The following is a 24,636-nucleotide window of genomic DNA, read 5'->3' on the forward strand; positions in this document are numbered from 1 at the left end:
CAAATTATCTAAATAAATGGTGCCGACTAACCGAGTCGAACGGATAACCTGAATGAATTACTGATTACAAGTCAGTTGCTCTTTCAAATTATCTAAATAAATGGTGCCGACTAACCGAGTCGAACGGTTGACCTACTGATTACAAGTCAGTTGCTCTACCAGCTGAGCTAAGTCGGCACACTAAACAGTGTGCTAAAGCACGCATAATAATGTTTTAATCCTGTGATTTAAACACTATTACTTTAATAATGGTGCCCAGACGCGGAATCGAACCACGGACACGAGGATTTTCAATCCTCTGCTCTACCGACTGAGCTATCTGGGCAATTTCAGTATTAATAAAAAATCACAAAGGATTTTCAATGCAATTCCCACTTAGCTCTACTGACTGGGCTATCTGGGTGTGCGGCGTATTAAACTGGTTTTGCCCTTTTAAGTCAACTTTTTTTTTATTCTTTATAACTATTTGCACAGTTTTTCAACAAAGCGATTAATAAATGTAAAACCCTCTGTTTTTTACAGCAATAACTCTCTAATTTATGTATCGAATAGATATTTTAACTGCTTTGCGTACAACCGTACTAAAAACGTAGTGAATTATTTCTGGTAAATGGTAGGATGGATTTCCAGTACAAAAGCGATTATTTAGATTGCGGTTGATAATAGATAAGTTGGATAATAAATGCTGAGTAAATTTTCTTCTCCTGTAAAAGGACTATTACCTCTTTTTATAATAATAAACTTAGCCGTAACAGCACTCGCTGTGGTTGCTTATTCTTTTTACCCTAGCCACACTGAAGACTCAAAAGCACCACCAAGCTCACTAAGCTCACTAAGCTTAATGACATTAGCTGAGCAATTAGATACACCTTTAGTAAATGCGTTAACTCGAACAGGACAAGATGATGCCACACAACTACTAAATTTAAGTGCTGCGCTTAATAATCAATTTGATTACTACTTATATAGATATACACCTACTGGCAAAACACAATTGTTTTTTGCCAGTAATAAACCAGCAATTGAACCGCTAAAACTTGATCAACACTCAGTTGAGCAAGGTATTATTCACTATCAATTAGGTTTAAATGATCAACCCGTTGGTGAATTGATCATTAAACAAAAAATCGCAGCCCCCCCTCTACTGGCAAATTATTCAATCGAACTTGCATTGGCTATTGCTGGAGTTGCTGGAGTAAGTTTGTTTTTACTAGCACTGTTTTTTAACGTTTACCTTAATACTCAGCTCCGCAAAAGTAGTGACACTCTTGCGCATGAATTAGAGAGCATCACTAAATCTGGTAGTTACAATACACATATCGATGAACAATTAGATATCGGCCTTGCCGTTGTAGCTAAAAATATCAATCAACTATTACAACAAGTACAAGATGCTATCAATAGCAATGATGTAGCCCAAAAAGATTTACAAAAGCTGCAAAGCAGCCTGGAAACTGAAGTGCAAAACCGCACTTTAGCGCTTGAAAAAGCGAGCCATAGAGCTGAGCAAGCTAGCGAAGCCAAAACCACATTCTTAGCAACTATGAGCCATGAGATACGCACCCCCATGAATGGCGTTATTGGCACCATTGATTTACTAAGGCAAACAGACCTTAATGGCGCTCAGCATCGCCTAAGTACAATTATTCGTGAATCAGCATTTTCACTACTGGGTATTTTGGATGATATTTTAGATTTTTCAAAAATTGAAGCGGGCAAACTAAATATCGATCCCACTCCTTTCTCGGTTTCGGATACTATTGAAGAAGTTGCCCGAGTATTATCATCAGTTGCTAAAAAACGCCAGCTTGATTTAGAGCTTGCCATAGCACCTGATATACCGGTTAATTTAATTGGTGATACTGTTCGCGTTCGTCAAGTACTGTATAACTTATGTAGTAATGCTATTAAATTTACAAGCACCGATGAAAATCGTCTAGGTCAGGTACGCATTGCTGTAGAAGTGGCACAAAATACTGCAGACCACTTTACTCTGCGTTTTAGCGTCAGCGATAATGGTAAAGGTATGAACCAAGCTCAGCTGCGTGAAATATTCAATCCATTTATTCAAGCAGAAGGATCAATTACCCGTGAGTACGGTGGCACAGGTCTAGGTTTATCTATTTGTAAAAGTTTAACGGAGTTAATGTTAGGTTCAATCAGTGTGTCCAGCGATATTGGTATTGGTAGTAACTTTATAGTCGAATTGCCATTTAGTACTGAAAACACCATAAAGTATGCCCATAAAGGTGCCTTGAAAGGACACTTTGTAATGCTCATCACTGAGCACCAAAGTAGGCAACAAACGCTTTCTCGTTATTTATCATTTATGGGGGCAAAAACCGTTACAGTGCAAGCTGTGCAAGAAATTGAACAGTACCAAGATAATCCGGAGGTTATTTGGGTGCTTGATGGTATCGATTCAATGGATAGCATTAATTACTTATTGCGCCGTTTGCTGTACACCCTTGAAGATAATAACCAACAGGTTATCGTACTTAGTAAATTGGATGAAGCCGCGATAAATCACAAAAGCATTTTTTACCTCAATGCGTCGCCATTATGTAAGTCGAACTTTATGATGTCGTTATTAGTTGCTGCGGGGCTGCATACCCCGAAACAAGTTAAACCTGTTAAAACCCTTAATAATTATTTAAATATTGAACAAGCACGCGAAGAAGACAAACTCGTGCTACTTGTTGAAGACAATGTTTTAAATCAACAAGTGCTTACTGATCAACTACATTTACTTGGGTTTGGCGTTGAGGTTGCTGAAAACGGCGAACAAGGTTTAAAAATGTGGCAAAGCGGTCGTTATCCATTAATTTTAACCGATTTACACATGCCGAAAATGTCAGGTTATGACATGGTTGAAAAAATTCGCGACGAAGCCGCACAACTTGAAGATATCAACGCTCAACCTTATATTATTGCAGTAACGGCAAATGCCTTAAAGGGTGAAAAAGAACGCTGTTTAAATGCCGGTATTAACGATTTCATTACTAAACCCGTGGAATTAAATACACTAGAGGCAACACTTAACAGTTGGAGTGAAAGCAAACACGAGTCGATTACGGCTTCTCCTAATAAGCCGTCAGCACCAATTAACTTTGAAATGCTCGCTAAATACATAAACAATGATGAAGCAAAACAGTTACGGTTCTTTAAAATGTACTTAGAGCAAAGCCATATGTTAGCTAAAGACATTAATTCGGGGGTAATGACCAGTGATAAAAAAATAATAATTGCAGCTTGCCACCAACTTAGCTCTATATCGAAAACAATTGGCGCAGAAAAAGTAGCTGAGCTAGCTGCTGACTTTGAAGATAACTGTAAAAAACAAGACTCAACCAGTGATCAACTAATTGAGCTGCGTGACAATTTAGAGATTGAGTACTCCCGTGTTGCGCAGTTTTTAAAAGAGCAAGTTAGTAATGCCCAAGAGCAAGATGATCTGATTTAATTCAAGCATTAAAAAAGGGCTTAAAGCCCTTTTTATTCGCATGTGAAAATCATTTTTCTAGCGGACGATAGCCTTCAATTTCTACATCTTTATCTTCAAACAAAAAGCCAACCATTTGCTCTTCTAAAAAAATACGATGCTCTGGATCCATCATATTTAAATGCTTTTCATTGATCAGCATTGTTTGCTTGTGCTGCCATTGTGCAAATGCTTCTTTAGAAATATTATTAAAAATCCTTTCACCCAACTCACCAGGGTAAAGTTGGAAACTAAGCCCTTCGGCTTCTTTTTGTAACTTTTGACAAAATACAGTGCGTGCCATGATTGCTCTCTTGTGCTCTTAGAAACGATATTAGTTAGTGTAAACTATTGTAGCAATTTGTTTAACTAGCTTTTTAGTTGGGGCGGCTAAACCAACCTCTATGGACTGGTCTAACGGATACCAAACTAGTTGTCGTTCATTCACCACATCAGGCACTTTATGTAAAGTGAGTACATGCGGATTAATAGTTAATTCAAAGTGCGAAAATATATGCGTAAAAGGCTCAACAGGGGTTGTATAAAGCGCAAGGCCTTGCTGCGCTAAAAAAGTATCTAGCTGAGATTTTTGCTCAAATTCAAAAAAACTAAATAACCCGCCCCATATTCCTGAATTAGGCCTTTTTTCCATCAATACTTGATCATCACATTGAATAATTAATTGATGGCATACTTTCTTTGGCACTGCTTTTTTAGGTTTTGAATGAGGAAACTGTTTTACCTGCTCAGTTTTATACGCACCACAACGCAAACGCAACGGACAAGGTTGACAATCAAACTTGCTACGAGAGCAGAGGCCTGCTCCTAAGTCCATCATTGCTTGGTTAAACTCAGTCACTTGTTTTGCTGGAGTTAACTGCTCTGATAGTTGCCATAATTGGTTTTCAACTTTTTTAACTCCGTACCAACCTTCAATCATAAAAAATCTGGCAAGCACACGTTTTACATTGCCATCTAATATAGGGTGATGTTGGCCAAGAGATAGCGATAAAACAGCCCCTGCAGTCGAGCGCCCAATTCCGGGCAAAGCGACAACCTCGTCTAACGTTTTTGGAAACTCACCTTTGTATTGATCTCGGATTATCTTTGCAGTTTTATGTAAATTGCGAGCACGAGCGTAATAGCCTAATCCGGTCCAGTGATGCAGCACGTGATCTTCATCTGCATTCGCTAAAGCGATAATATCTGGAAAACTTTGCATAAACTTTTCAAAGTAAGGAATAACTGTGATTACCTGAGTTTGTTGCAACATCACCTCAGACACCCATACCTTATAAGGTGTTTTATTTAATTGCCAAGGTAAGGTTTTACGCCCATGTAATTCATACCAATCGACTACTTGCTGAGAAAACCAGCTTACTTCACTGTTGTTTAACTTCAAAATAATTACTTTTTAAACCCGCCCCTTAATGGCGCTCAGTCTATTGCAGTGAGTTAAAATATCAAGTTATAAACATACACAAAAGATAAGGCCTTGTGATCAAGCCCTTGGTCAGGGATAATACGCCACCATTTTAAGACATGTTGTTTTCATCAGGCCAAAAGATATGAGTGATTCAAGTAACGATAACCTTGAGCTAGCGATGCAAGAAGGTAAATATATTCGTACCATTCGCAGTTTTGTTAAGCGCGAAGGTCGTTTAACCAAAGGACAAGCTGCGGCAATTGAAAAATGCTGGCCAACCATGGGGCTTGAACATCAACAAGGCATGCTTGATCTAGCCCAAGTATTTGGCAATGACAACGACGTTGTTTTAGAAATTGGTTTTGGTATGGGTAAATCGTTGGTCGAAATGGCCAAGAGTGCACCACACCTTAACTTTATTGGTATTGAAGTACACCGTCCAGGTGTTGGCGCATGTTTAATGGATGCTGACGAAGCAGGCATTACAAACTTACGTATTTTTGAGCATGACGCTGTTGCAGTATTTGCTGATTGTATTGCTGAGGGCAGCATTACTACCGTGCAACTATTCTTCCCTGATCCATGGCATAAAAAGCGTCATCATAAACGTCGTATTGTACAGCCTGCATTTGTAGAGAGCTTGCGAAGCAAATTAAAAATTGGCGGTGTATTCCATATGGCAACTGATTGGGAAAACTACGCAGAACATATGCTTGAAGTAATGAAAGCAGCGGAGCATTTTAAAAATCAATCAGAGACTAATGATTATGTGCCACGTCCAGATTTACGCCCTTTGACGAAGTTTGAGCAACGCGGCCATCGTTTAGGTCATGGCGTTTGGGATTTAATGTTCGAGCGTATTAGCTAAATTAATCAAAACAACTTTAAGGCAAAGCCATTTATGAGCGCATTAACTAATCCAAGTTCACTTTTACTACGCAATAGTGCAAACCTAACGGCGGACTCTATTTTAGTAGTTAATTTTGTGCAAGATGGCTTTTTGTCACAACTGCGCCAGTTAAATCCAAACAGCAAGATCAGTGCTTTCAGCTACAATCATGCTAATGGCGAATTTGCTAAAGATATCAGCAGTATTGATGTTTGTGTGAGTCATGAGATAGCCGGTCAACATTTTGACCTCGTTATCTATTACTACCCAAAAGCAAAACCTGAAGCATTGATGACGTTGGATAATATTCGTGCAGTTATCAACCCTGACGCTGAGCTACTGGTGGTTGGTGAAAATAAAAGTGGCGTGAAATCGATTGAAAAGCAATTTAGTAGCCACTGTGGATACAGCAATAAAATCGACAGTGCCCGCCATTGTGCTTTGTATTTATTCACCGAGATAAAAACCTTAGCAGAGTTTATTATTACTCGTTACCACAAACAATTTAATGTTGATGTTGCTGGCGTTAGTTTTAATGCCATCAGTATACCTGGCGTATTTAACCACGGTGAACTTGATGGCGGTACTAAAATACTGTTAGAGAATGCACCAGCGATTAGATCTGGCAATGTACTCGATTTTGGCTGTGGTGCGGGTCTTATTGCGACATTTTTAGGCTTGAAAAACCCCGCTTTGAGTTTTACCTGTACAGATGTTAGTGCTCTTGCAGCTTATGCAACCACGCAAACATTAGCACTTAACGGTGTAAACGGTAGCGCTTTACTAAGTGATGGATTAGTAAATGTAACTGGAAAGTTTGAGCTTATTATTTCGAACCCACCATTTCATACCGGTATTGCCACTGATTATACTGTTGCTGAACAGTTTTTAAATGGTGCTAAACAGCACTTAACTAAGCAAGGCAAGTTAACTATTGTTGCAAACTGCTTCTTAAAATACCCACCAATTCTAGAGACTCAGTTCGGTACTTATCAAGTAGTGCATAAAACCAATAAATTTTCAGTATATAGCAGTTAATTACAACTATAGCCCCATAGATGCTGCCAAATAATATAAATGGCAGCTTTTCAACAAAGTTATTATATTTTTTAGTCACTTTGATAGGTCTTTGCTAGACTTACAGCAACTCTATAAAAATTATATAATTGGGCCTTCATTACAATAATGCCTATATCAACATCGCCAACAAGTATTCGCAAAGCCCTGATCAGTGCAGTCATGCTTGTTACTGCCCTATGCTTATCGTTATCTATTTCTATTTCGACCTATCTTGATGTTAGAGAACAAAAACATTTAATCGTCAATAAGCTCAACATCCTTGCAGAAATGATCGCCTTTAATGCACAAATAACCGTACTATTTGATGATAGAGAAACCGAAGAGCAACGCCTTGAATCTTTCGAAGAAATCCCACTGGTTAAAAATATACATATTTATGCAATTGACGAAATTTCAAATAAAGCGGTATTTTTTACCAGCTTTAATGCGCGAAAAACGCCACCGGTGCCGCTTAGAGTTGATAGTATTGAACAACTCCAACAGCCTAGGATCACCGAAGACTACGTAGAGTTAATCAAGCCAATCTCGTACGAAGGTGATATTAAAGGTTATGTGTATATTCGTGGCGGCCTAGAGCGCCTAAACGAGTATATTAACAAAAAAATTCTTATCGATATTCTTTTAACGTTATTCGTTTTAATTCTGGTTTATTTTGTGGCAAAACGAATTCAAAAACGTATTGCCGACCCCATAGACCACCTAAGCAGATTACTGAAAAATGTCTCGAAAAATCATAATTACAACGCCCTAGCCCCAAAAACTAATATAACTGAAATCAATATGCTTTCGAACAGTTTAAACATCATGCTCACCCGCACGCAAAATCAAATAGAGCGTCATAAAAACGATAAGCAAGAAATTAAACAATTAAACCAAAGTCTAGAAGAAAAAGTAAATCAACGTACCATCGCGCTCAGAGAAGCAAACCAGGAATTACTAACAACCCTTGAACGGATGCATCAATACCAAAACCAGATTGTTGAAAGTGAAAAAATGGCCTCTTTAGGGCAAATGGTTGCCGGTGTTGCACATGAGGTAAATACGCCAATTGGTTTGGGGATCACCGGATCGACCCTACTACGCGATAAATTAGCAGAAATAAGCCTAGGGTTTGAGCAAAAAACCTTAACCTCAAGTCAATTGAAACACTTTATCGACAATGGGATCGAAAACTTAGACCTTATCTACCGGAATTTAAATCGCGCTGCGGAGCTGGTCTCCAGCTTTAAAAAGGTAGCAGTAAACCAAGATGGTGAGATTAATTCGCTGATCAATATGCATGAGCTTATAACCAGCGTAATGCTCTCAATGCGTACTGAATTAGAGAGCAAAGCTCCTAAAGTCGTTATTCATTGTTCTGAACAATTGATGATCGAAAGTAAAGCAGACCCGCTTCAGCAAATATTACAACAATTATTAAGTAACTCGGTGCTCCACGGCTTTAAAGATAATCAAAATAACGAAATCGAAATTACTGTGGAACGCAACGAAAGTAGCCTGATCATTACCTATTACGATAATGGTATCGGGGTTGATAGAAGCGTTAAAAAACGCATTTTTGATCCCTTTGTTACCACTAAACGCGGCGAAGGTGGCAGTGGTTTAGGTATGCATCTAGTTTACAACTTAGTCACACAAGCCTTAGGTGGCAGTGTTTATTTTGATGGTCAAAATATAGAAGGCGCACGCTTTATTATTACCTTGCCATTAATTGAGGCAAACAAATTATGAGGCTAACGGGTTTATTACTTGCTCTGATGCTGCTGTTTCCTGCGTTTTTACAGGCTAAATCACCTGAGCAAGTCAAATCGGCATTCCTATTTCAGACTGCAAAATTCATCGAGTTCCCCAAAGTTAACAATAAACAGGCTGTGACTTTTTGTTTTTATGACGTTGAACATGGTATTGGTGAGTTATTAAAGGATAATTCAAACCTTAAAATTAACAATATACCGATTGAAACTGTGTTAATTGATAAAAAACAGCAAATTTCTGAACTTTCTCGCTTTTGTGATATCACATACATTGATGAAACAATGGAAGATGATATAATTCCACTTTGGATCGATACCACTTCATTAAATACCTTAACAGTTGGTGAGAGTATCAATTTTTTAGAAAAAGGGGGCGTTGTCTCTTTGGTCCAAGAAGGGAATAAAATCCGACTGTATATCAATAAACAGCAGTTGTTGCGCAGCGGTTTTAAAGTGCAATCTCGGTTATTAGCTGTTTCTAAATTTCACCCGAATTGATTTTACTTGTTAACAATTGGATATACTCCTATAATCACTAGTATTCGGTTTTATAATACAATACCGAATTAATTGTAAATAAAATATTCCGAAAAAGGTTAATTAATAATGCAAACGCCAGTCATTCTGATTGTAGAGGATGAAGACGTAACTCGACTAAACCTCGTTAGTTTATTTGAAGCTGAAGGTTACAAAGTTATTGAAGCCATTGATGGCGATGACATGCATGACAAGCTTACAAATAATGATGATGTGAACCTTGTAGTTATGGACATCAACCTGCCAGGCAAAAACGGGCTAATACTAGCACGTGAATTACGTCAAAAGCGTAACGTTGGACTTATTTTCCTAACCGGTCGTGATAATGATGTAGACCGTATTTTAGGCCTAGAAATTGGCGCGGACGACTATATTACTAAGCCGTTCAATCCTCGTGAATTAACTATTCGTGCTCGTAACTTGCTTTCTCGTACTGCCCTTGGCGGTGAAGAATCAAGCCTTGAAACAAATGGTGTGATCACTTTCAATGGCTGGGAACTTGACGAAAATAGCCGCTGTTTAACATCACCAAATGGTGATGCCAAACGTTTACCTAAAGGCGAATACAGAGCACTACGTTTAATGCTTGACTCTCCGGGTCGTATTTTTAGTCGTGAGCAGCTAATCAAGCATATGACTGGTCGTGAGTTACGTGCAAATGACCGTACTGTTGATGTAACGATCCGTCGTATCAGAAAGCATTTTGAAAGTGATAACAGCACATCTGAGCTTATCAGCACCATTCATGGTGAAGGTTATCGTTTCATTGGTAAAATCGATAGTTAAAATATCCGTTTTACCAAGTAATACAGCATTAACGTTCTAGTTGCTGTAAGAATAAATGAAGGGCATGTTGCCCTTCATTTATTTTATCTGCCAATATTGTTAGCCAAGTCTTTAATACTTCATCACTTTCTTCAAGCGCACCATGTTCCATGGTCTTAGCGTGTAACTGTACATCATTTAAACCAACTGAACCGGCAGCGCCTTTAAGCTTATGTGCTACAGACTTATATTCTTCACGGTCAGCTGCTGCTAATGATGTTGCCAACTCTTGCTGATACTGTGGATTAAGCTTTTCAAATAAACTGCTGCTGCGCTTAAATATTACTATGCCCATCGAGTTAACAAAATCTTCTATGGTTTCAACATCAAGTAACTCTACATTAATATTTTCACTGGCTTCTTTGCTAACCATCAGGCGTGTTTCATCAGACTGTTGTTGATGTTTAATATCAAATAGTTCAGCCAATATTTTATCAAGCTTCGTGGTATTGATGGGCTTGGCTAATGCGCCTTGAATTGAGATCCCTTGTAACTCTTCTTCGGCACTACGCACATTAGCCGTAAGCGCTACAATAGGTAACTTATCAAAATGGCTATCGGCACGGATCTGTCTTGCGACTTCATCGCCATTAATATCTGGTAGTTGCATATCTAACAGTACTAAATCTAGATCATCCTCAGTTTCAACAAACGCCAAAGCATCTTCACCGGTTTCAGCCCAGATAACTTCATGGCCGCGTTGCTCCAGTAAGTTAATGGCGATTTCAGCATTAAGCGGCACATCTTCAACTAGTAAGATATTCAAACTACGCCCAACATAACTTTGTTCAGCTGGAGCAATACAAAGGACCAGCGGTATTTCAACCACAAAACAACTCCCCTCCCCTTCAGTACTACTCACATGTAACTGTCCTTTCATTGCAGTGACCAATGCTTTGGTGACCGCTAAACCGATACCTGATCCTATCGCATTAGTGCCATTTAAATCCGGTGCTTTATAATACATATCAAAAATACGATGTAATTGCGCTTGTGGAATACCTTGTCCGGTATCGGTAATTTTCATCACTAACCAGGTGCCATCAGCACGGTTTTCCCGAATACACGTTAATTGAACTTTACCTTGTTGGGTGAATTTAACCGCATTATTTATTAAATTCCATACCACTTGACGTAATCGGGTCGGATCTAGTTGCGCATAAATATCCAATATGCCTTTGCGCTTAATTTCAAACTCGAGGCTTTTTTGTTCAGCAATTAATCCGGCAAAGTTAACCACATCATTAATAAAGTCAGAGACGTTTATTGAATCGGTTACAATATCGAGTTGTTCGCGATCTATTTTATCTAAATCTATAATATCATTGAAAATATTTCCTAATGTTTCAGCACTAGAAAATATGGTATTACACCAACTACGTTGCTGCTTATCAAGATCCGTATCTAGTAGCATTCGGGTTAAACCCACAATACCATTGAGTGGAGTTCGTAATTCATGACTTAGGGTGGCAATAAATTTCCCCTTGTCTTTATAAGCAGTTTCAAGTGCTTGGGCAGCTTCTTTACGACTGGTGATATCACGGCCAAATGCTAATAAACCAATGTAGTCACCGTCATCATTAATAAATGGAAGCTTACGCATTTCAAACCAACGATTTTCATTGCCTACAGGGTACTCAACATCAAGCGTTAATGCGGCGTGAGTTTTTTCGACTTTGTTATCAGTTAGCAATACTTCAGGTAAGAATTGCGTTGGGTAAATTTCCTCTGCAGTTTTACCTATTAACTCATCACTTGATTTACCCATCACCTCTTCAAACATTTTATTACAACCAGCAAACACACCATTATTATCACGGTAGTAAAATAAATCAGGGGATGAATCGACAATAGAGCGCAGCAACATGCCTTGTTGAGCAAGCTCCTGCTGGGTTTTTTTACGTTCGACGATTTCTCGTCTGAGCTCTTCTATTGCGCGGTGTTTGGCATGAAATGCCATTTTACGTTCATCTATCTCTACATTTAAGCGATTGATATTGTCTTTTAAAGTTTGATTTAATAATTTTTCTTGCTTAGTGGCACTATCTAAATACGCGTAGGAGGCATCTAACTGGCGAATTGAATTGATCAACACACTGATAATAATGGGTGATACTACTGCGGTAAAAAATATTACGGCAAGCACATCAACGAACATCACCTCACCTACTGCAACATAATAAAACATACACGATAATATTAATGCCAAGACTAATAGTAATGCATAGCAGATCGTTGCGGTTTTAAATTCACCGAATCGAGTAATTAAACTGGAAAGTGTTCGAGCCCATGGACTCAAAGAGGAATCGATCATATATAAATCTGTCTCTTAACTATACATATAAGCATATAAAAATCGGCTGACTACACAGCTACAAAAATCACTAATGCTAATATTTTAGCATTTTTGCATTAACTATTTTCATGTTCCGCGACGAAAACAGAAAATTTTCATCTACCACGTATTTTTTATTTATTTCGTGTAAAATATCGCGCTTTACAATTGCCAATAACGAGATTTTTCATGCAAAGCAACATGCCCGATATAGCAGATACGGCTCCCGCCTTACAAACTGGTAAATTAAACTGGGTTGGTATGGCTGATATTGAACTGCCTTTTTTATTTGAATCTCGTGATCTTGCGCCTATAAATGTCAATGCTAAAGCCCGTGCTTTTGTTAATCTTCATAAAGAAGACGCAAAAGGCATTCATATGTCACGGTTATTTTTAGCCCTCGATACATTATCAACCGAGCAACAAGTCAACCCGCTAACTATTGCACAAGCGCTCGATAGCTTTATCTCTAGTCATACAGGATTAAGCGACCAAGCTAAAATAGAATTGAAGTTTGAACTACCACTGCGCAGAAAGTCACTCCTTAGCGGCAAAGCGGGTTGGAAAAGCTACCCGTTAACCATAGAGGCAAAAATTGACCACGGTGTACTTAGTTTTGAGTTAAGCCTTGATGTAACTTACTCATCAACTTGCCCATGCTCAGCGGCATTAGCTCGGCAACTCATTCAGCAGGCCTTTGTTGAAAAGTTTCAGCAGCATACTCCTAGCCATAAAGAAATGATCAGCTGGCTTGGCAGTACCGACGGCATTATTGCAACTCCTCACTCGCAACGCTCTATCGCCAATGTAAAAGTCAAACTAGATAGTAGCATCCGTGAGTTTGATATTTTAAACTTGATCAATACTCTTGAAGATGAGCTTAAAACCCCAGTACAAGCCGCAGTTAAGCGTGAAGATGAGCAAGAATTTGCCCGTTTGAATGGTCAGAATTTGATGTTTTGTGAAGATGCAGCGCGTAAAATCAAAGCCGTGTTAGAAGACGCACAATACGCCGATTACTGGTTACAAATAAACCATTATGAATCTCTGCATGCCCATGATGCCGTAGCTATTGCAGTAAAAGGCATTGATGGCGGATACCAGCCATAACTTAGCTGTTACAAAGTGTAACTTCATTACAACTGGGCACGTTAATTGCTATTAATATTACAGTGTCAATTTGTTGTTGTGGAGTTACCGTATGGAATTCGCTTTATTATCAATTTTAGTATTAGTCGTAGGGGCATCAGTTGTTGCGTCAAAGTTTACCGATGATGGCGGAAACCCTTATCCATTCACGCGTAAAAGTAATATTTTTACGCAAGTTGAAAGTTCTTTCCTTAGTCTTCTAGAGCGTGCTGTAGGCGATCAATATAAAATTGTTAGCCGTGTAAAACTAATCGATGTCATTGATTGTAAGAAAGGTTTATCTGCTAAAGCTAAACGTGCAGCAATCGCTAAAGCAAAAAACAAACAACTTGATTATGTGCTGATTGATAAAGAAAAGATGACCATTGTCGCAGCGGTTGATTTAGTAAACAACGCCAATAAAGATGGTCATAAAGCGCAACGCGACTGGTTTGTTAATGGTGCACTTGAAGCTGCTGGCATTCCACATATCCGTATGAAAGTTAAATCTGGCTATCGCCCATCAGAAGTGCGTGAAGCAATTATGTTTAAACTTGGTAAACCAACAACAGCACAAAGTAGCCGCCCGACACGCAACCGTGTTACTAAACCGGCAGTGCTATCTCCTTCGCAAGCTAAAGCCCATTCCACAGCCTTAGCTGAAATATAACAGTCATAAAATTGGCTAAAGCAGGCTTTAATGCCTGCTTTTTTGTTTGTTTTTATTATTTTCGCGTATAATAATTTCATTCAATCTAAGGAATCAAATATTATGAATGTTGGCATTATTGGCGCGATGGAGCCTGAAGTTAAAATTTTGCGTGAAGCAATGAAAAACCCACAAATTCTAACTAAAGCAGGTTTCACTTTTTATACAGGTGAATTAGGCGGTAACACTGTAACTTTAGTGCAATCAGGTATTGGTAAAGTAGCCTCGAGTATTGCAACAACATTATTGATTGATAATTTTCAACCAGATTGCGTGATCAACACAGGCTCTGCTGGCGGCTTTGATCCATCTCTGAGTGTTGGCGACGTGGTAATTTCATCTGAGGTACGTCATCATGATGTTGATGTAACTGCTTTTGGTTATGAAATTGGTCAAGTACCGCAGATGCCTGCAGGTTTTGCTGCTCACCCTAAATTAATAGAGGCTGCACAACAAAGTGTTGAGAGTATCAGTGACGTGAAGACCTTGATCGGCTTAATTTGTACTGGCGATTCATTTATGTGTGATCCGGTACGTATTGATAAAGCCCGCGCGGACTTCCCTACTATGTTAGCCGTAGAAATGGAAGGCGCTGCCATTGCACAAGTGTGCTTTTCACTAGCAACACCGTTTGTAGTGATCCGCTCAATGTCTGATATTGCAGGTAAAGAGTCACCACAGTCATTTGAAGAATACCTAGAAACAGCTTCAATAAACTCATCAAAAATGGTGGTCGCATTACTAGAAAAACTGACTACGGTAACGCTATAAGGTGTTACTCAATTTAGTTCAGCAACATTTGGACTTTATTGTATTTATATTAGCGCTCCTTGCTGAGCGCTTTTTACCTTTGGTAAGCTGGTATCACCCAAATACATTTTTAACTGCGGTATTTAAAGCACTTGGAAAGCGTATTTTTCGAAAGAGTGAACCTGCAAGTTATCACTATTTATCTTCCTCGTTGTGTTTCACTCTCGTCATTTTAGTGATCATGATCTTAGTGATATTGCTGCTTGAATTTGCCTATTACCCTGAACTATTAGCTGGATTAATCTTATACCTCAGCCTAGAGTGGCGAAGTGTAGAAATTAAAGCGCTGCGCATTGCACGCCTCGTTAAACAAAATCAAAAGTCTACAGCCCGAGAATTATTAAAGCCGCTACTTGCTCGCCAGGTAGATAAATTATCAGGCCCAGGTCTTTGCAAAGCCATTATGGAAACGCTGATCCTAAGAGTTGCTCGTCATTACTTTAGCGTTATTTTCTGTTATCTACTATTTGGCCCTATGGCAGCACTGGCTTATCGCTTACTGACTTTGATCCACCAAGCCTGGCGCAAAGATAGTTTACCTAATAGCCCATTTTTAAAATCGCTTAGTTGGCTATTATATATTCTTGAGTGGTTACCTACACGGATATTGGCGCTGACGATTGCAGCCAGTAAAGCCAGTAAATTGAGCGTTCATTATATCAAACATTATGGACGACATTTTTATCAGACAAATAGTGGCTGGTTATTAAGTTGTTGCTCGGCCTCTGTTGGTGTGCAACTCGGTGGCCCTGCTATATACCAAGATACTCGATTTGATAAAATGCGCATCGGTACTGAGCGTTTACCACAGGCTGATGATATTGCTGTGTTGATCAATCGGCTAAATCAAGCACGTGTTTTTTGGTTACTGGTTATATTTTGCATCGAAATAATTAAAACAATGTTGTAGATCATCAAAAATAAAAAACCAGCCTTAGCTGGTTTTTGTTACTTAAACATCTAACTGAATTTTCATTCTTTACCTATTAAACACAGGTAATATTTGCAAACTTACGTTTACCAACTTGATAAATAGCCGTGCTACCTTTTACAATTTCAAGTTTAGTATCAGTGACCTTTTCTTCGCCATTGATTTTAACTGCGCCTTGTTTGATCATTCGCATCGCTTCTGACGTACTCGCAACTAAGCCAGCTTCTTTAAGCAAGTTAGTAATAAATACGGTATCTTCATCAATCGTTACTGTCATAACTGGGATATCATCAGGCAACGCATTTTTTTGAAAACGTTTAATAAAATCTTCATGCGCACCAACAGCAGCTGCATCGCTGTGAAAACGAGCAATCATTTCTTTTGCTAAATCGATTTTAATATCACGCGGGTTAGTACCTTGTGAAACTTTTTCTTTGAGCGCAGCAATTTCGTTAATTGATAAGCTACTTAGCAAATCATAATAACGCCACATCAGCTCATCACTAATCGACATGATTTTACCAAACATATCGTTAGGGGCATCAGTAATACCAATGTAGTTACCTAATGACTTAGACATTTTTTGCACACCGTCGGTGCCCTCAAGTAAAGGCATCATTAATACAGTTTGTGGTTTCTGGCCTTCGTCTTTTTGTAGCTCACGACCCATTAATAGATTAAAGCGTTGATCAGTACCACCGAGCTCAACATCAGCTTCAAGCGCTACTGAGTCCCAACCTTGCACTAATGGATACAAAAACTCATGAATCGCAATTGATTGGCCGCCAGCATAACGCTTTTTAAAATCATCACGTTCTAGCATACGAGCAACAGTTTGACGTGCTGCTAGCTTGATCATCCCTGCAGCGCCTAAATTCTCCATCCAAGTTGAATTAAAAGCAACGGTGGTTTTAGCCGGATCAAGAATTTTAAATACTTGTTCTTTATATGTTTCAGCGTTAGCTAATACATCATCACGGGTAAGTGGCTTACGGGTTACATTTTTACCCGTTGGATCACCAATCATACCGGTGAAATCACCAATTAAGAAAATCACTTCATGACCTAAGTCTTGGAAGGTTTTCATTTTATTAATTAGCACAGTATGACCTAAGTGTAAGTCAGGTGCTGTTGGATCAAAACCCGCTTTGATCTTTAGCTTTTTACCAGACTTTAGCTTTTCGACTAACTCGTCTTCAATTAATATTTCTTCAGCACCGCGTTTTATCTCTGCTAGAGCGGTTTGTAAGTCCACTATGTATTACTCCAAAAAATTCAGTCAATCTGGTGATTCTAGCGTAAATCCGCACCAGTTTAAATCTACAAAACACTGGTATTAACGCTTTATTAAGTATATCCTGCAATATTAGTGATTAATTATCTTGACAGCAGGAAAAGGCACGTTATGGTTCGCGTTGTGCACACTCTCCCAAAAAAACACAAATTGCTTATTTTAGGCTTGGTTTCTGCTATTGCTGCTTTAACACTCATTCCTTCAGAAAAAGCCACCGCCTCGAAAGACAATAGCGCTGATGCGCTAGAAGTTGGCAAGCGTTACGAATTACAAATTAAAGTTGATGACGTTGAAAAATTAACTGAATTAAATTCGCAAGAAGATGCAGCAAAACTCCCAGAATACAATCTAGTCGATTTTGAAGTAAAGAACGGTGACAATTTAGCACTTATTTTCAAACGCGCTGGTTTTAATGCGCAAACCGTTCATAAACTGCTTAATACCAATGCAGAAACACGTAAACTTAGTAAAATTCATCCAGGTGAAGTACTTAGTTTTGCCACTGCTGAAGACGGCTCTTTGGCACAGTTACGTTATGTAATTTCAAAAACAGATACCCTGTTCGTTACATTAAATGAAGAAGGTAACTACGATACGTCTATTGATAGTAAAGAAATTGAAACGTTAACTAAATCAACAGGTGGAGAAATTACCAACAGCTTTTGGACCTCAGGTATTGCTGCTGGTTTAAGTGAACGGCAAATAATGAACTTTGCTGACATATTCGGTTGGGATGTGGATTTTGCCAATGATATCCGTAAAGGCGATCAATTTGGTTTAATCTATGAATCACATTATGTTGATGGCGAGTTTATTGGCACAGGTAAAATTATTGCCGCTGAGTTTATAAACCAAGGTCAACGTTACGCGGCTATTCGTCACAGCGATGGTACTTTTTACACGCCTGAAGGGCGTAGTATGAAAAAAGCATTTTTACGTGCACCGGTTAATTTTAAATATATTAGCTCAAGCTTCAATCCGCGTCGCTTACATCCTGTAACAGGACAAGTAAGGGCACACCGTGGCATTGACTACGCAGCTCGTACTGGTACGCCAGTAGTTGCGTCGGGTAATGGTAAAGTAATTAAAGCCGGATACAGTAAGTATAATGGTAACTATATATTTATTAGTCACGGCACACAGTACGTCACTAAGTACCTGCACCTTAACAAAAAGCTAGTTAAAACCGGTCAAAAAGTTAAGCAAGGTCAAAAAATTGGTACTGTTGGGTCCACTGGTCGTGTAACTGGCGCACACTTACACTACGAGTTTTTAGTTAACGGCGTTCACCGTAACCCTAAAACAGTTAAATTACCTAAGTCTGAGCCACTACCACGTGATGAGCTTGCTAAGTTTAAACCAATCGCAGATAACTTCTTAGCGCAGCTAGAGCGCAATCGAGAGCTACAGTTAGCGCTTAAGTAAAGTGGTCAGTGGTCAGCGGTCAGCGGTCAGCGGTCAGCGGTCAGCGGTCAGCGAAAAATATAAGCCGTTGTTATGTAAATAGCAACGGCTTTTTCTGGGTCCATCAGCTGGCAAGTCTGCGCCATTAATAGGAGTGTTATTTTTTCTAATAGGCATCGTAATGCCCACCAATGGCGAAAATATATATGTACTCATTATCAAACTTATAAATTAACCGATCTTTTTGCGATATACGCTTCGACCATAACCCCGATAAATTGTGTTTTAAAGGCTCCGGCTTTCCCAAGCCTTTAGTTGGATCTGAGCGCATCATTTCTTTTAGTATTTTACATAATGCAGTATGCAACTTTTTATCTTTATCTCGTAATTGCTCATAGCTGAGCCACGTCTTACCCTCAAAGGTTAGTGATCTCATCTAGCTGCTCTTGTGTTGGTTTATACCCTGATTTAGTTGTGTGAGTTTTCATAGAGTCTGCAATTTGTTGCATTAAACTGTTACTCTGTAAAACATGTAAAGTTTCCTGCTCTCGTTCCCAGTCGTCCGCACTCATTACGATAAATGCATCTCCGGCACGCCTAGTAACCTTAATTGGCTCATGTTCACTAACTGTTTGTTCTACAAATGCTTTTAAGTTATCTCTAAATTGATTTACACTTATGCTATCCATAATTAAACCTCATTAACGTACGGTAATGTCGTACATTATAGTTTAAAAATAATATCAAGTCATCTTAAAGGATAAATAAAAACACACGATAATGCAGTGCATTGATACAGACTGAGAGGATATTTTTTCGTTGGGTTTCGCGGTGCTCAATCCAACCTACGCAGCCCGCTTTAAAATCACTTAAAGCTTACCGCTGCTCTTAAAGCTGACGGCTACGCTCTACCTCACCAACACATAAATCAATTGCACAACCAATGAAATCATCACTAATGGCCAGATGTATTTGGCGTATTTAGTCGCGCCCTCTAAACCCATTTTTGATTGGTACTTTTCAAGTAGTGGCACAAGGATAACAAGTGCGAAAAACAAAGAGATTAAAATCACAAAGATATTCATACCACAGCCTTTTAATTCAGATAATTAGTAAAGTGACATTCGAGTATACCCAAAAAACGCCCAAAAAAAAGCGCAGTTTAAACTGCGCCAGTCGGTTGGAGGTAAAAGTTTACTTATGCAGTGCTCAACATAAATAAACACTGCGAGTTGTTTTTTAACCTACCAGTGCTAACAAAATACCTGCAGCTACGGCACTGCCAAGCACTCCCGCAACATTTGGCCCCATTGCATGCATTAATAAGAAATTATGCGGGTTATTTTCCAGACCCACTTTATTAACTACGCGTGCAGCCATTGGCACAGCTGATACACCAGCCGCGCCGATAAGTGGATTGATTGGTGATTTAGAAAACTTGTTCATACCTTTTGCCATAAATACACCTGAAGCTGTACCAATTGCAAAAGCCAAGGCGCCGAGTACCAAAATACCAATTGTTTCTACGGTTAAAAACTTATCTGCAGCAAGCTTAGAGCCTACAGCTAAACCAAGGAAAATAGTGGTAATATTGATGATCTCGTTTTGTGCACTATTACTTAAACGGTCAACTACACCAGACTCTCGCATCAAGTTTCCTAAACAGAACATGCCTACCAGTGGCGTTGCTGCTGGTAAAAACAAAATCGTTAAACTCAATACCATTAACGGGAAAATAATTTTTTCCTTTTTTGATACGGTGCGTAACTGTGGCATTTGAATTTTACGTTCTTCTGGTGTGGTTAAAGCCCGCATAATTGGCGGCTGAATAATTGGCACCAACGCCATATATGAGTATGCAGCTACGGCAATGGCACCCAATAAATCTGGAGCAAGTTTTGAGGCTAAGAAAATTGCCGTCGGGCCATCTGCACCACCTATAATCGCAATTGCTGACGCATCTTGTAAAGAAAACTCAAAACCTGGTACATAGTTTAGTAAAATTGCGCCAAACAAGGTTGCAAAAATACCAAACTGAGCTGCAGCACCTAGCAATAACATGCGAGGATTAGCTATCAAGGCACTAAAATCAGTGAGTGCACCAACACCCATAAATATTAATAATGGAAATACACCGGTATCAATTCCTATATAATAAACGTAATACAGCAAACCACCTGGGTCTGATAAGCCTGCTACGGGGATATTTGTCAGTATTGCTCCAAAGCCAATTGGTAATAATAATAATGGCTCAAAGTTTCGTGCAATTGCCAGATACAACAATAAGCACCCTACTGCGATCATAATAAGCGCAGGAAAAGTAAAATTTGCTATCCCTGTTGCTTGCCAGAGGTTTAGTACTGCATCCATCCTCGATACTCCTAAGCCATTGCAATCATTGCATCGCCAGTGGCAACAGAATCGCCCTCAGCAACCAAGATTTCAGCAATTGTGCCACTATGAGTAGCGCGAATTTCAGTTTCCATTTTCATCGCTTCCATAATGATCACTACATCGCCTTCATTTACCGTTTGACCCGCTTTCACCTTGATTTTAAAAATGTTACCAGCAAGTGGAGCGTTAAGTGTTTCGCCGGAAGCAACTGACGCCGATTGTGGAATAATTTCGCTATCTTTAAGTGTTACTTCTTTAAGCTCACCGCCTTGTGCAACCACTACATCATAAACTTTACCATCTACTTTTACGCTGTACTGCTCTGCTTTTACTGGGTTGCTGTTACTTTTTTTATTGCTAACTGGTTGTTCTTTATTAGCAGATTCAGCACTTGGCACAGCTTCGAAAGCATCTGGGTTATTACGATTTTTAATGAATTTCAACCCAATTTGTGGGAATAATGCATACGTTAACACGTCATCAATCTGCTCATCCGCTAAGCTTAAACCTTGCTCTTGTGCTTCTTTTGATAACTCAGCTTGTAGCGATTCAAGTTCTGGTTTTAATAGATCGGCAGGACGGCAAGTGATCACTTCTGCGCCATCAAGCACACGCTCTTGCAATTCTTTGTTCATTGGCGCTGGTGTTAAGCCATATTCGCCTTTTAGTACGCCAGCTGTTTCTTTAGTAATTGTTTTATAGCGCTCACCAGTTAATACATTAAGTACTGCCTGAGTGCCGACAATTTGTGATGTTGGTGTAACTAACGGTAAATAACCTAAGTCTTCACGTACACGTGGGATCTCAAGTAATACTTCATTCAATTTATCCGCAGCACCTTGCTCTTTCAACTGGTTTTCCATATTTGTTAGCATGCCACCAGGCACTTGCGCTAATAAAATACGGCCATCAACACCTTTTAAGCTGCCTTCAAAAGCGACATATTTTTTACGAACATCACGGAAGTAAGCAGCAATTTCTTCGAGTTGATTTAAATCCAGCTCAGTATCACGTTCAGTACCTTCAACAATTGATACAATCGTTTCAGTTGCGCTATGCCCGTAAGTCATACTCATTGATGAAATTGCGGTATCAAGCATATCAATACCAGCATCAATCGCTTTTTGGTAAGTAGCAGTACTTAAACCAGTTGTGGCATGACACTGCATTGCAATTGGGATAGAGACTGTTTCTTTTAACGCTTTGATTAATTCTTCTGCATCGTATGGTTTAAGCAAACCGGCCATGTCTTTAATACAAATTGAATGACAGCCTAACTCTTCAAGTTGCTTGGCAAGCGTTAACCACATATCAAGTGTATGAACCGGGCTTACTGTATACGAAATTGTACCTTGTGCATGTGCGCCAACTTTAATTGCAGCTTTAATAGCCGTTTCAAGATTACGAACATCGTTCATCGCATCAAAAATACGAAATACGTCTACACCGTTTTGATGCGCACGCTCAACAAACTTTTCCACCACGTCATCGGCATAATGACGATAGCCTAAAAGGTTTTGACCACGAAGTAACATTTGCTGTTTAGTATTTGGCATAGCTTTTTTAAGAGCACGAATACGCTCCCAGGGATCTTCTCCCAAATAACGAATGCATGAATCAAAAGTAGCCCCACCCCATGACTCAATAGACCAGTAACCCGCATCATCTAATTTTTGTGCAATTGGTAGCATGTCATCCAAACGCATACGCGTTGCTAATAATGATTGATGCGCATCTCTAAGTACTAATTCTGTTAATTTTAATTTAGCCACAAGTCATCCCTTATAGTTTTTGTTTATTTTTGTACTGAGCGATAGCTGCACTTATCGCAGCGATGTGCTCACTTGGTACACCTGATGCTTTGATTGACGGTGTGCGCGTGGGTGTTGCAACAGGCTGTTCAAAACGGCTCGCTAATTTAGACATAATGGTAATTGCTGAAATCAACAACGAAAGAAAAACGAAAACGCCCACCATCCCGGTGAGCATTAAGTTTGCTGCTGTAGCAAGTAACTGACCGATATCCATACTGCTCCCCTTGATTATTTTCACCCAACCCAAAGATGGGTAAAAAACCACTTTAGTTAAATAATTATGCAAACATCATAACAAAGAAAAAAACTAAGTCCAACACTTTGTAAATTGGTAAAACCAATTAATCTAAAACCAACATGTAACCAGAAAAGTTAACACTCTACATTTTGGTTTGATATAAAATTAGTCTTACCAAAAAAAGACTAATATATTGATTCTCACTGCGCTGAGTATAAGTTACAGATAAAGCTGTAAATAATTCCCACCTAATTCATAAAGTGTAATAAACAAGAAACTATCCCATTGATAGTAAAGGATTTAAAAGATGGCATATAACTAGCATTATCTACTCTGACAATTTAACAAACCAAGGAGACAACAATGTTACGCTGGACAATTACATTTCTAGTTATTGCACTTATTGCTGCAGTGTTAGGTTTTGGCGGTATCGCAGGTGCCGCAGCAGGAATTGCTAAGATTATCTTTTTTATCTTTATTATATTATTAGTTATTTCACTCGTTTCAGGTGCATTGCGCGGCAATGTCCCTAAGTGATAACAATTTATTTTAAATAACAACACATTTATATATTTTACAAGGAATTACATTATGAAATCGACAACTATTAAAACCGCTGTGATCGCTTTATTTGCTAGTTTTTTTATCATGGGTTGTGAAGACAATCACGCAGAAGAAGCCGGCGAGCGCATCGATGAAGCTGTAACCGACGTGCAAAACAAAGTAGAAGACGCCTGTGAAGAAGTAAAAAAAGGCGTGAACGCTGAAGAAACTAACTGTTAATCCAGTTAGATTTGAATAATAAAAAACGACTCTGTTGAGTCGTTTTTTGCATTTTAAGAGGAATGTAAATCAAGCTCTTGCTTCTATCATCAATCGCTTCATATCACGTACTGCTTTATCCAAGCCATCAATGGCTGCACGTGCAACAATTGCGTGGCCAATGTTTAACTCGTAAATATCTTCCATAGCAGCAATCGGTTTCACATTATGATAATGCAGACCGTGGCCGGCGTTTACTATCAAGCCCAAACTTGCTGCATACTTTACACCTTGTCGAATATGTTCAAGCTCTTTGCTCATTTCTACGTCAGTTTGCGCATCTGCATAAGCGCCAGTGTGGATTTCAACATATGGGGCATTGCAAGCTTTAGCTGCATCTAACTGTGCTTTGTCTGCATCGATAAATAACGATACTTTAATACCGCCGTCAATTAATTTTGCTACCGCGGCTTTGATCTTATCTAAGTTACCAACAACATCTAAACCACCCTCTGTGGTCAACTCTTCGCGTTTTTCTGGCACTAAACAAACGTAAGCCGGCTTTACATCTAAGGCTATATCAATCATTTCATCGGTAACCGCTATTTCTAGGTTCATGCGTGTTTGGATGGTTTTAGCCATCACATACACGTCACGATCTTGAATGTGACGGCGGTCTTCACGTAAATGAATAGTGATACCATCTGCACCAGCATGCTCTGCTAGACTCGCTGCATGCGCTGGATCAGGGTAACTTGTTCCGCGGGCTTGACGTAAAGTGGCAATATGATCAACGTTTATGCCCAAAAGAATATCTTTCATTTT

24 protein-coding genes and 2 tRNA genes are annotated in these 24,636 nt (G+C 39.1%); 13 read left to right on the forward strand and 13 right to left on the reverse strand.

All coding sequences use genetic code 11. The features are described from left to right. Positions 1-101: 101 nt before the first annotated feature. Positions 102-177: transfer RNA gene (locus HHO47_RS14820), tRNA-Thr, on the reverse strand. Positions 178-249: 72 nt separating this feature from the next. Further along, positions 250-325, reverse strand: a tRNA-Phe gene (locus tag HHO47_RS14825). Positions 326-682: 357 nt separating this feature from the next. Between HHO47_RS14825 and HHO47_RS14830 the strand changes: the two genes are divergently transcribed. Next, positions 683-3,463: a hybrid sensor histidine kinase/response regulator gene (locus HHO47_RS14830; RefSeq protein WP_169020999.1), complete on the forward strand. Its 2,781-nt coding sequence runs from the start codon at positions 683-685 to the stop codon at positions 3,461-3,463. 49 nt (positions 3,464-3,512) lie between these two features. Here the strand turns inward: HHO47_RS14830 and HHO47_RS14835 are convergent, their stop codons facing one another. Continuing rightward, on the reverse strand, positions 3,513-3,785 hold the full coding sequence (locus HHO47_RS14835) for an oxidative damage protection protein (RefSeq protein ID WP_169021000.1): 273 nt from the start codon (positions 3,783-3,785) through the stop codon (positions 3,513-3,515). Positions 3,786-3,815: 30 nt separating this feature from the next. Next, positions 3,816-4,883 carry an A/G-specific adenine glycosylase gene (mutY, locus tag HHO47_RS14840; RefSeq protein ID WP_211183735.1) on the reverse strand — a complete coding sequence of 356 codons (1,068 nt, stop codon included), beginning with the start codon at positions 4,881-4,883 and terminating at the stop codon, positions 3,816-3,818. Positions 4,884-5,049: 166 nt separating this feature from the next. On the opposite strand from mutY, the gene trmB reads away from it, so the two are divergent. The 5 genes from trmB (at position 5,050) to arcA (ending at position 9,953) form a co-directional block, all read left to right on the forward strand. Continuing rightward, positions 5,050-5,775 carry a tRNA (guanosine(46)-N7)-methyltransferase TrmB gene (trmB, locus tag HHO47_RS14845; protein ID WP_169021001.1) on the forward strand — a complete coding sequence of 242 codons (726 nt, stop codon included), beginning with the start codon at positions 5,050-5,052 and terminating at the stop codon, positions 5,773-5,775. A gap of 33 nt (positions 5,776-5,808) precedes the next feature. After that, positions 5,809-6,834, forward strand: coding sequence for a 16S rRNA (guanine(1207)-N(2))-methyltransferase RsmC (gene rsmC, locus HHO47_RS14850; protein WP_169021002.1), 1,026 nt, complete (start codon positions 5,809-5,811; stop codon positions 6,832-6,834). A gap of 147 nt (positions 6,835-6,981) precedes the next feature. Beyond that, complete coding sequence (locus HHO47_RS14855; RefSeq protein WP_169021003.1) at positions 6,982-8,607, forward strand: sensor histidine kinase; 1,626 nt, start codon at positions 6,982-6,984, stop codon at positions 8,605-8,607. Continuing rightward, the gene (locus HHO47_RS14860; protein ID WP_169021004.1) at positions 8,604-9,128 is read left to right on the forward strand and encodes a YfiR family protein; all 525 of its coding nucleotides are present in this window, start codon (positions 8,604-8,606) and stop codon (positions 9,126-9,128) included. Before HHO47_RS14855 ends, HHO47_RS14860 begins: the two co-directional genes overlap by 4 nt. A gap of 108 nt (positions 9,129-9,236) precedes the next feature. Further along, positions 9,237-9,953: a two-component system response regulator ArcA gene (gene arcA / locus HHO47_RS14865; protein WP_016709833.1), complete on the forward strand. Its 717-nt coding sequence runs from the start codon at positions 9,237-9,239 to the stop codon at positions 9,951-9,953. A 28-nt stretch (positions 9,954-9,981) separates the two neighbouring features. Here the strand turns inward: arcA and arcB are convergent, their stop codons facing one another. Then, a complete protein-coding gene (arcB, locus tag HHO47_RS14870) occupies positions 9,982-12,306 on the reverse strand; it encodes an aerobic respiration two-component sensor histidine kinase ArcB (RefSeq protein ID WP_169021005.1) in 2,325 nt (774 codons plus the stop codon). Between the two features lie 210 nt (positions 12,307-12,516). On the opposite strand from arcB, the gene folE2 reads away from it, so the two are divergent. From folE2 to HHO47_RS14890, 4 genes are all read left to right on the forward strand, one after another. Beyond that, entirely contained in the window at positions 12,517-13,437 is a 921-nt protein-coding gene (gene folE2 / locus HHO47_RS14875; protein ID WP_169021006.1) for a GTP cyclohydrolase FolE2, read from the forward strand. Between the two features lie 91 nt (positions 13,438-13,528). Beyond that, positions 13,529-14,125, forward strand: coding sequence for a DUF2726 domain-containing protein (locus HHO47_RS14880; RefSeq protein WP_169021007.1), 597 nt, complete (start codon positions 13,529-13,531; stop codon positions 14,123-14,125). A 102-nt stretch (positions 14,126-14,227) separates the two neighbouring features. Then, the gene (mtnN, locus tag HHO47_RS14885) at positions 14,228-14,935 is read left to right on the forward strand and encodes a 5'-methylthioadenosine/S-adenosylhomocysteine nucleosidase (protein WP_169021008.1); all 708 of its coding nucleotides are present in this window, start codon (positions 14,228-14,230) and stop codon (positions 14,933-14,935) included. Position 14,936: 1 nt separating this feature from the next. After that, positions 14,937-15,884, forward strand: a complete 948-nt coding sequence (locus tag HHO47_RS14890) for a cobalamin biosynthesis protein (RefSeq protein WP_169021009.1) — start codon at positions 14,937-14,939, stop codon at positions 15,882-15,884. Positions 15,885-15,960: 76 nt separating this feature from the next. Here the strand turns inward: HHO47_RS14890 and tyrS are convergent, their stop codons facing one another. Continuing rightward, positions 15,961-17,160 carry a tyrosine--tRNA ligase gene (gene tyrS / locus HHO47_RS14895; protein ID WP_169021010.1) on the reverse strand — a complete coding sequence of 400 codons (1,200 nt, stop codon included), beginning with the start codon at positions 17,158-17,160 and terminating at the stop codon, positions 15,961-15,963. A gap of 150 nt (positions 17,161-17,310) precedes the next feature. On the opposite strand from tyrS, the gene HHO47_RS14900 reads away from it, so the two are divergent. Further along, positions 17,311-18,624, forward strand: coding sequence for a peptidoglycan DD-metalloendopeptidase family protein (locus HHO47_RS14900; protein WP_169021011.1), 1,314 nt, complete (start codon positions 17,311-17,313; stop codon positions 18,622-18,624). A 145-nt stretch (positions 18,625-18,769) separates the two neighbouring features. Here HHO47_RS14900 and HHO47_RS14905 read toward each other — a convergent pair whose 3' ends face one another. The 6 genes from HHO47_RS14905 to HHO47_RS14930 all read right to left on the reverse strand — a co-directional run bounded on the left by HHO47_RS14905 (position 18,770) and on the right by HHO47_RS14930 (position 23,025). Further along, positions 18,770-19,039 (reverse strand): Txe/YoeB family addiction module toxin, encoded by a 270-nt coding sequence (locus HHO47_RS14905; protein ID WP_169021012.1) that lies wholly within the window; start codon positions 19,037-19,039, stop codon positions 18,770-18,772. Beyond that, positions 19,020-19,292: a type II toxin-antitoxin system Phd/YefM family antitoxin gene (locus tag HHO47_RS14910; protein WP_169021013.1), complete on the reverse strand. Its 273-nt coding sequence runs from the start codon at positions 19,290-19,292 to the stop codon at positions 19,020-19,022. The genes HHO47_RS14905 and HHO47_RS14910 overlap by 20 nt, the downstream gene beginning before the upstream one ends. 219 nt (positions 19,293-19,511) lie before the next feature. Continuing rightward, positions 19,512-19,688: a hypothetical protein gene (locus tag HHO47_RS14915; protein ID WP_169021014.1), complete on the reverse strand. Its 177-nt coding sequence runs from the start codon at positions 19,686-19,688 to the stop codon at positions 19,512-19,514. A gap of 154 nt (positions 19,689-19,842) precedes the next feature. Continuing rightward, entirely contained in the window at positions 19,843-20,973 is a 1,131-nt protein-coding gene (locus tag HHO47_RS14920) for a sodium ion-translocating decarboxylase subunit beta (protein ID WP_169021015.1), read from the reverse strand. An 11-nt stretch (positions 20,974-20,984) separates the two neighbouring features. Then, positions 20,985-22,769: a sodium-extruding oxaloacetate decarboxylase subunit alpha gene (oadA, locus tag HHO47_RS14925; protein ID WP_169021016.1), complete on the reverse strand. Its 1,785-nt coding sequence runs from the start codon at positions 22,767-22,769 to the stop codon at positions 20,985-20,987. Between the two features lie 10 nt (positions 22,770-22,779). Then, on the reverse strand, positions 22,780-23,025 hold the full coding sequence (locus HHO47_RS14930) for an OadG family protein (protein ID WP_169021017.1): 246 nt from the start codon (positions 23,023-23,025) through the stop codon (positions 22,780-22,782). A 387-nt stretch (positions 23,026-23,412) separates the two neighbouring features. On the opposite strand from HHO47_RS14930, the gene HHO47_RS14935 reads away from it, so the two are divergent. Together HHO47_RS14935 and HHO47_RS14940 are read left to right on the forward strand one after the other, a co-directional pair. After that, positions 23,413-23,586 carry a DUF1328 family protein gene (locus HHO47_RS14935; protein ID WP_149980894.1) on the forward strand — a complete coding sequence of 58 codons (174 nt, stop codon included), beginning with the start codon at positions 23,413-23,415 and terminating at the stop codon, positions 23,584-23,586. 54 nt (positions 23,587-23,640) lie between these two features. Beyond that, positions 23,641-23,832: a hypothetical protein gene (locus HHO47_RS14940; RefSeq protein WP_169021018.1), complete on the forward strand. Its 192-nt coding sequence runs from the start codon at positions 23,641-23,643 to the stop codon at positions 23,830-23,832. A 69-nt stretch (positions 23,833-23,901) separates the two neighbouring features. Here the strand turns inward: HHO47_RS14940 and pdxJ are convergent, their stop codons facing one another. Beyond that, positions 23,902-24,633: a pyridoxine 5'-phosphate synthase gene (gene pdxJ / locus HHO47_RS14945; protein ID WP_169021019.1), complete on the reverse strand. Its 732-nt coding sequence runs from the start codon at positions 24,631-24,633 to the stop codon at positions 23,902-23,904. Positions 24,634-24,636 lie beyond the last annotated feature (3 nt).

The sequence above is a fragment of the Pseudoalteromonas arctica genome (assembly GCF_012927645.1).
GTDB lineage: Bacteria > Pseudomonadota > Gammaproteobacteria > Enterobacterales > Alteromonadaceae > Pseudoalteromonas > Pseudoalteromonas arctica_A.

Bases quoted from the DNA above. Each gene is read 5' to 3' on its own strand.
- HHO47_RS14830 (WP_169020999.1), top strand. From the start codon at position 683: ATGCTGAGTAAATTTTCTTCTCCTGTAAAAGGACTATTACCTCTTTTT.
- HHO47_RS14835 (WP_169021000.1), bottom strand. From the start codon at position 3,785: ATGGCACGCACTGTATTTTGTCAAAAGTTACAAAAAGAAGCCGAAGGG.
- trmB (WP_169021001.1), top strand. From the start codon at position 5,050: ATGAGTGATTCAAGTAACGATAACCTTGAGCTAGCGATGCAAGAAGGT.
- rsmC (WP_169021002.1), top strand. From the start codon at position 5,809: ATGAGCGCATTAACTAATCCAAGTTCACTTTTACTACGCAATAGTGCA.
- HHO47_RS14855 (WP_169021003.1), top strand. From the start codon at position 6,982: ATGCCTATATCAACATCGCCAACAAGTATTCGCAAAGCCCTGATCAGT.
- HHO47_RS14860 (WP_169021004.1), top strand. From the start codon at position 8,604: ATGAGGCTAACGGGTTTATTACTTGCTCTGATGCTGCTGTTTCCTGCG.
- arcA (WP_016709833.1), top strand. From the start codon at position 9,237: ATGCAAACGCCAGTCATTCTGATTGTAGAGGATGAAGACGTAACTCGA.
- arcB (WP_169021005.1), bottom strand. From the start codon at position 12,306: ATGATCGATTCCTCTTTGAGTCCATGGGCTCGAACACTTTCCAGTTTA.
- folE2 (WP_169021006.1), top strand. From the start codon at position 12,517: ATGCAAAGCAACATGCCCGATATAGCAGATACGGCTCCCGCCTTACAA.
- HHO47_RS14880 (WP_169021007.1), top strand. From the start codon at position 13,529: ATGGAATTCGCTTTATTATCAATTTTAGTATTAGTCGTAGGGGCATCA.
- mtnN (WP_169021008.1), top strand. From the start codon at position 14,228: ATGAATGTTGGCATTATTGGCGCGATGGAGCCTGAAGTTAAAATTTTG.
- HHO47_RS14900 (WP_169021011.1), top strand. From the start codon at position 17,311: ATGGTTCGCGTTGTGCACACTCTCCCAAAAAAACACAAATTGCTTATT.
- HHO47_RS14905 (WP_169021012.1), bottom strand. From the start codon at position 19,039: ATGAGATCACTAACCTTTGAGGGTAAGACGTGGCTCAGCTATGAGCAA.
- HHO47_RS14910 (WP_169021013.1), bottom strand. From the start codon at position 19,292: ATGGATAGCATAAGTGTAAATCAATTTAGAGATAACTTAAAAGCATTT.
- HHO47_RS14915 (WP_169021014.1), bottom strand. From the start codon at position 19,688: ATGAATATCTTTGTGATTTTAATCTCTTTGTTTTTCGCACTTGTTATC.
- HHO47_RS14920 (WP_169021015.1), bottom strand. From the start codon at position 20,973: ATGGATGCAGTACTAAACCTCTGGCAAGCAACAGGGATAGCAAATTTT.
- HHO47_RS14930 (WP_169021017.1), bottom strand. From the start codon at position 23,025: ATGGATATCGGTCAGTTACTTGCTACAGCAGCAAACTTAATGCTCACC.
- HHO47_RS14935 (WP_149980894.1), top strand. From the start codon at position 23,413: ATGTTACGCTGGACAATTACATTTCTAGTTATTGCACTTATTGCTGCA.
- HHO47_RS14940 (WP_169021018.1), top strand. From the start codon at position 23,641: ATGAAATCGACAACTATTAAAACCGCTGTGATCGCTTTATTTGCTAGT.
- pdxJ (WP_169021019.1), bottom strand. From the start codon at position 24,633: ATGAAAGATATTCTTTTGGGCATAAACGTTGATCATATTGCCACTTTA.